The organism is Sinomonas sp. G460-2 (assembly GCF_047759905.1).
Lineage (GTDB): Bacteria > Actinomycetota > Actinomycetes > Actinomycetales > Micrococcaceae > Sinomonas.
In genome coordinates this window covers 1-6,479 of record NZ_JBKZWT010000207.1, presented here as the reverse complement: position 1 = coordinate 6,479, position 6,479 = coordinate 1, and the positions used below count along the sequence as shown (strand labels likewise).

Genomic DNA, 6,479 nt, shown 5'->3' with positions numbered 1-6,479 from the left:
GCCAACCCCCACGGCCAAGGCTGCTGAGCCCCGGATCCCATTCCGGCGGGACGTTCCGGCCCGCGACTGCTGCCCTGACCCGCATCTCCGGTGCAGATTCCCCACGCAATTGCGGGTCAGGGCAGCGGATGCGGCTCAAGGCAGCAGATGAGGGAGCCAAGTTTTGGCCGGCCGGGTCAAGCCCGGTGGCCGCGGCCTGCAGCTGTCAGCGCTGTGGGCTCGTCGCTCGCGAGCCGCCGCTCGCCGTCGTCTGTTTGATGCGCCCAAGCCGAGATGCGCCGTGCGTGGCCCATTCGAGCGGGCCGCGCCACCCGTTGGCCCTGAACAGGAGCCCGACGGCGAGAGCCGCGACGATGTGCACGGCGAGGAGCCCCTCTCGTTCGAGGCCGGGGGTCCCGCCTCCCTCGGACCACGCTGCGGCCCACACGTGCGCGGTGTAGAGCGTGAGGGTGATCCCGCCAGCTCCCGCGAGCGGTCGGAGGATCCCGATCTTCTCGATCGGCCGAATCCGCGCCAGAAGGAGGAACGCCCCGAGGGCGGCGGCCGAGGTGCCCACGGTGTGCAGGAGGTCGAGTGTCGTGCCCGCGTGGGGCGCGGCGGTCGCGAGCCACCACGGGCTCCCGGTCTGCTCGAGGCCCGTCAGGTTGGCCCGAAGCATCGCATCGAGCGGCCAGTGGCTTGCCTGCGGGGTCGCCAGCAGAGCCGCCCGGCCGCCGAGCGGCACCATGAGCGCCCATTCCGCGCCCTTCGCGAGCGCGGCCGCCCCAGCGCCGCCGCACAGGAGTCCCACCTGGACGCCCCATCGCCGCAGCTGGAGCCTTCCGATCCACAGCCCGACAAGGAGGTAGGCGAACCACTCGATGACGGGGTAGAAGCCTGTCACGAACAGATCCCCGACGAGTCGCCCGGGGTCGACGAGGTCGCTCCACATCGGATTGTGCCCGAGCCGCGCGGGGTCGGCGCCGCCGAGGAGCCACGGGCGGAGCTCGAAAGTCGTGATCGGGGCCAGCAGAATCCACGCGACCGAGAGGAGAACGAGCGCGCGCTGCCCAAGCCGCAGGACCGGTATCGCGCACCAGAACAGCACGGCGTACTGGACGAGGATCACGGCGACGTTGACCTGCAGCATCCCCAAGCAAAGTCCGACGGCGGCGATCACCGCGGCGCGCAGGGCGAGGCCGAGGCGGTTGGCCGCCGCGGGCACGCGGCCGAGTGAGAGGGATACCCCCGCGAGGACCGCGAAGAGCGCGGCGGCGCGGCCCGAGAATGTCAGGCCCACCCACGTGGGCTCGGCGTGACCGGCAACGTCGGTGGCGATGGTCGGAAGAAGATGCGTGGCCATCATCGCGAGCAACGCGGCCCCACGCGCGAGGTCCACGCCCGGGAGCCGCTCGGCCGCGAAACGCTGGCCAGGCGATTTCCGTTTCGAGGTTCGCGCGGCCATGCGCTCATGCTCTCACGGTGGCATTCAGAACCTGTGGCATCCAGAACTTGTGGCATCCAGAACCTGTGGGCATCGCGAACGGCGTCCCGCCTTGCTATTCGAACATATCTTCGATTACCCTCGAGCCATGGACGCTCCACAGCACTCGGGGCCCAGGATGTCCGGGTCCGTCGCTCCGTACCTGTCCCACGGGGCGGCGGGCCACGGCTCTCGGGACCCGGAAGCGTGGCGTCCGGACAGCCTCGTGCTTGCGGGAGACGCCCCACCGTCCGAACTGGCCCGGCGCCTTGGGGAAGCGGATCTGGACGTTCTGCGCCCGGGGGAGCTCATCCAGTTCTCGCTCGCGGCGGGCAGCCTCGCGGCCTGGGCGGAAGGATTGCGCCGAGCCGCCGAGGCGCAGCTCGTCGTCCTCATGGGCGGCCGCTGAGGGCGTTACCCTGATGGCCTAATATGGCCGCATGTCCGCTGAGCTCACCGTCGCAGCCGTGCAGTACGAGTCGAGCCAAGGCGGCATCGCCGCCAATATGGAGGGGCACGTCCGCGCGCTCGAGGACGCGGACGGCCACGGCGCGCGCATCGCCGTCTTCCCCGAGCTTTCGCTCATCGGATATGACCTCTCGCAGCTCGACAACGAATCGTGCTGGCTCGCGAATCCGTCCGCCCAGCTCGCCGAAATCCAGGCGGCGTGCGAGGACATGGGGATCATCGCCGTCGTCGGCGCCCCCGTGCGCGAGCCCGACGGGACGCCGCGACTGGCCTCGGTCCTCCTGCGGCCCGGGGCGGTGCCGCTCATCGCGCCCAAGACGCACGTCCACGGCAGCGAGCAGGACTATTTCGAGCCAGGGGACGGCCCCACGCTCGTCGAAGTGGACGGCTGGAACGTCGCGCTCGCGGTGTGCTTCGACGTCGCCCTGCCGTCCCACGCCGCCCTGGCCGCGGAGGCGGGAGCCGATCTGTACGCGGCCTCCGCCGTGTACGTCGTGGGGGAGGAACGGCGGCTAGATCTCCACTTCGGCGCGCGGGCCATGGACAGCCGGTTCTTCGCACTCCTTGCCAACGCCGCCGGGACCTCCTCGCTGGGTCCGTCGTGCGGCGAGAGCGGGGTCTGGGGTCCCGACGGGCACCGCATGGTCCACGCGCGGACCAGTGGGCCCGAGGTCGTCTCGGCGCTGCTGTTCCGCTCGGCTCTCGAGCGTTTCCGGCACTAGTCTCCGTTGCCCACTTGCCGCGGCGACAGGGTAACGTTTTGACCATGGCTGACTCTGACATTCGCACGGCAACCTTCGGATCGCTCCTGACCGCGATGGTCACGCCGTTCTCGAAGGACGGCGAAGTCGACTACGAGACTGCCGGACAGTTGGCGGCCAAGCTCGTGGACGACGGCTGCGACGGCCTCGTGGTGACTGGCACGACCGGAGAGACGTCAACCCTCACCGACGAGGAGAACCTTGGCATGTTCAAGGCCGTCCTCGAGGCCGTGGGAGGCCGCGCGAAGGTCATCGCGGGCACCGGAACGAATGACACTCGTCACTCTGTGAACTTGTCGCGCCGCGCAGCGGAGCTCGGCGTCGACGGCCTCCTCCTTGTCACGCCCTACTACAACAAGCCCAGCCAGGCCGGGGTTCAGGCCCACTTCGAGACGGTCGCCTCGGCCACCGACCTCCCGGTCATGCTGTACGACATCCCCGGCCGCTCGGGCATCCCGATCCAGCCGGAGACCATCATCCGCCTCGCCGAGCACCCCAACATCAAGGGCCTCAAGGACGCGAAGGCGGATTTCGCCTCGATCACGCGCGTGCTCGCCAAGACTGACCTCGCCGTCTACTCGGGCGACGACGGGCTCACCCTGCCGTGGATGGCTGCGGGTGCGCTGGGCGTCGTGAGCGTCACGGCGCACGTCGTCACGAAGCAGTTCCGGGCCCTCGTCGATGCCGGCCTCGCAGGCGACTTCGCGGCCGCACGCAAGATTCACTTCGAGCTCGACCCCGTGATCCGCGGCATCATGACCCGCGTTCAGGGTGCCGTCGCTGCGAAGCAAGTTCTCACATGGCAGGGAGTCCTGCCCAGCTCCACCGTTCGTCTGCCGCTCGTCGAGCCCAGCGGCGCGGAGCTCGACCTCATCCGAGCAGACCTGGCCGAAGCCGGAATGGATTTCGCCTGAACGCCGGTGCTTAGCCAAAGGCTTGTGCCTAGAAAGAAGAAGCAATGACCCAACTTGCCCTCTCAGTCCTCACGACGCCGCCGAAGCTGCCCAAGGGCACGCTCCGGATCGTGCCCCTCGGGGGACTGGGCGAGGTCGGCCGCAACATGGCCGTCTTCGAGATCGACGGCAAGCTCCTGATCGTCGACTGCGGCGTCCTCTTCCCCGAGGAGAACCAGCCGGGCGTGGACCTCATCCTGCCTGATTTCTCCTACATCGAGGACCGCATTCAGGACGTCGTGGCGTGCGTGCTCACGCACGGCCACGAGGACCACATCGGGGCCGTCCCCTACCTGCTGCGGCACCGCCGCGACATCCCGCTCGTGGGCTCCCAGCTCACCCTTGCGCTCGTCGAGGCCAAGCTCGCCGAGCACCGCATCACCCCAGTGCTGCGCGTGGTCGAGGAGGGCCAGGTCCTCGACTTCGGTCCGTTCCAGACCGAGTTCGTGGCCGTCAACCACTCGATCCCGGACGCGCTCGCCGTGTTCATCCGCACGGCGGGCGGCACCGTGCTGCACACGGGCGACTTCAAGATGGACCAGCTCCCGCTTGACGGCCGCATCACGGACCTGCGCCACTTTGCCCGCCTCGGCGAGGAGGGCGTGGACCTGCTCATGGCCGACTCGACGAACGCGGACGTCCCCGGGTTCACGACGGCGGAGAAGGAGATCGGCCCAGTCCTCGACCGGCTCTTCGGGCAGGCCCGCAAGCGGATCATCGTGGCAAGCTTCTCCTCGCACGTTCACCGCGTGCAGCAAGTGCTCGACGCCGCCCATCACCACGGGCGCAAGGTCGCCTTCGTGGGCCGCTCGATGGTGCGGAACATGACGATTGCCTCGAAGCTCGGCTATCTGGACGTCCCGCCGGGAATCCTCGTGGACATCAAGCACATCGACGACTACCCGGACCACCAGCTCGTGCTCATGTCCACGGGGTCCCAGGGTGAGCCCATGGCGGCGCTGTCGCGCATGGCGAACGGCGACCACCGCGTCCAGGTGGGCACGGGGGACATGGTGATCCTCGCGTCCTCGCTCATCCCGGGCAACGAGAACGCCGTGTTCCGCGTCATCAACGGGCTTCTCAAGCTCGGCGCGAACGTCGTGCACAAGGGGAACGCGAAGGTGCACGTCTCGGGCCACGCAGCCGCGGGCGAGCTCCTGTACTGCTACAACATCCTCGAGCCGCTCAACGCGATGCCCGTGCACGGCGAGACCCGCCACCTCATCGCCAACGGGAACCTTGCGCTCGAGACGGGGATGGACCCGGACAGCGTGATCCTCGGAGACAACGGCACGGTCGTCGACCTCGCAAACGGCAAGGCCAAGATCGTCGGCCAGGTCGAGGTGGGCTTCGTGTACGTCGACGGTAGCAGCGTCGGCGCCATCACGGACGCGGACCTCAAGGACCGCCGAATCCTCGGCGACGAGGGCTTCATCTCGGTCATCACGGTCGTGAACCGCTCGACAGGCAAGGTTGTCTCTGGCCCCGAGATCCACGCGCGCGGCGTGGCCGAGGACGATGCCGTGTTCGACGACATCATCCCGAAGGTCAACGAGGCGCTCGAGGAGGCCATCCTCTCGAAGCCCGACCACACGGCCTACCAGCTCCAGCAGGTGGTGCGTCGCGTCATCGGCACATGGGTCAGCCGCAAGCTGCGCCGCCGCCCCATGATCATCCCGGTGGTGCTCGAGGCCTGAGCGACCAGGGCTCGAGCAGCCCAAAGGCCTGAGCAGCCCCGCGCGAAAGGGGGCCGCCGACCCGTGGTTCTCCCGGGTTTCGGCGGCCCTTCGCGTTACCGTAGGGACCATGGCGACTCGTACCTCCTCTGCGCCACGCACCACGAATCGATCGGGTGCGTCCAAGACCGGCCCGGCGAAGAAGCGCCCGACCGGCCGTTCGGCGGCCGTCACGAGTCGCGACTCGGGGCAGCCGTGGCTCACGCGCGTCGTCGGCGGTGCCTGGCAGGGGCTTGCCCACACGGTCGGCGCGGGCGTCCGGCGGATCGGCACGGACGTGAGCGACCTCGATCCGCAGGCTCGCCGCGACGGCGCCAGCCTCTTCAACCTCGTGCTCGCGGTGTTCATCGCGACGTTTGCCTGGTGGGGCTGGCACGGCTGGTTCCCCGACGTGGTCTACGCGGTGGTGAATGGGACGTTCGGCTGGATCGCCCTCGTCCTCCCGCTCATGCTCGCCGTGTGCGCGTTCCGCCTGTTCCGGCACCCCGAGGACCAGCGGGGCAACAACCGTGTAGGCATCGGATTCCTCATCATGGCCTTCTCCGGGACGGGCCTCGCCCATGTGCTCGGCGGCCTCCCGTCCGTCGCGGACGGTTTCGACGGCCTGCGCCGTGCGGGCGGGATGCTGGGCTTCCTCGCGGCCTCGCTCCTGGCGGGCATCCACCCGGCCGTGCCGCTCGTGGTTTACGGCTTCCTTGCGTTCGTCTCGCTGCTCATCGTGACGGCCACGCCGTTCACGGCGATTCCCCGGCGCCTGCGCTCGGCGTGGGACCACCTCGTGGGAGTGGACCTGCGCGAGCCCGAAGGCGAGGGGCACGACCGCAGCTACCTGTACGACTCGGAGCGGCGGGCCGAGGAGGCGGCCAAGCAGGAGAAGAAGCCGCGGAAGAAGCGCCGCATGTTCGGCCGCGACGAGGACGAGGATTCGGCGGAAAGGCCCGAGGGCTTCGCGGGCGACGAGGCCTTCGAGCGCGCTGTAGTCGGCAATCCCGAGTCCACGGAGTCGGTCCCGGCAGGCGTCCGGTCCCAGGCCGAGGCGGCGATCGAGAAGATCCGCGCGGCCCGCGCTGGCAAGGCGCCCGAGGCGGCGACCGAGGCG

Annotated in this window: 6 protein-coding genes; 5 read left to right on the top strand and 1 reads right to left on the bottom strand. The window is 69.3% G+C overall.

Going from position 1 to position 6,479, the window contains the following annotated elements:
• Positions 1–205 precede the first annotated feature (205 nt).
• The gene (locus ACLN58_RS15970) at positions 206–1,444 is read right to left on the bottom strand and encodes a heparan-alpha-glucosaminide N-acetyltransferase domain-containing protein (RefSeq protein WP_415856241.1); all 1,239 of its coding nucleotides are present in this window, start codon (positions 1,442–1,444) and stop codon (positions 206–208) included.
• 127 nt (positions 1,445–1,571) lie between these two features.
• On the opposite strand from ACLN58_RS15970, the gene ACLN58_RS15965 reads away from it, so the two are divergent.
• The 5 genes from ACLN58_RS15965 to ACLN58_RS15945 form a co-directional block, all read left to right on the top strand.
• Positions 1,572–1,871 carry a hypothetical protein gene (locus ACLN58_RS15965; protein WP_415856240.1) on the top strand — a complete coding sequence of 100 codons (300 nt, stop codon included), beginning with the start codon at positions 1,572–1,574 and terminating at the stop codon, positions 1,869–1,871.
• A gap of 31 nt (positions 1,872–1,902) precedes the next feature.
• Entirely contained in the window at positions 1,903–2,652 is a 750-nt protein-coding gene (locus tag ACLN58_RS15960; protein ID WP_415856239.1) for a carbon-nitrogen hydrolase family protein, read from the top strand.
• 44 nt (positions 2,653–2,696) lie between these two features.
• Positions 2,697–3,605, top strand: a complete 909-nt coding sequence (gene dapA, locus ACLN58_RS15955; RefSeq protein WP_415856238.1) for a 4-hydroxy-tetrahydrodipicolinate synthase — start codon at positions 2,697–2,699, stop codon at positions 3,603–3,605.
• 44 nt (positions 3,606–3,649) lie between these two features.
• Positions 3,650–5,341 (top strand): ribonuclease J, encoded by a 1,692-nt coding sequence (locus ACLN58_RS15950; protein WP_415856237.1) that lies wholly within the window; start codon positions 3,650–3,652, stop codon positions 5,339–5,341.
• Positions 5,342–5,450: 109 nt separating this feature from the next.
• On the top strand, positions 5,451–6,479 hold a 1,029-nt coding region (locus ACLN58_RS15945), incomplete at its 3' end, for a DNA translocase FtsK 4TM domain-containing protein (protein WP_415856236.1).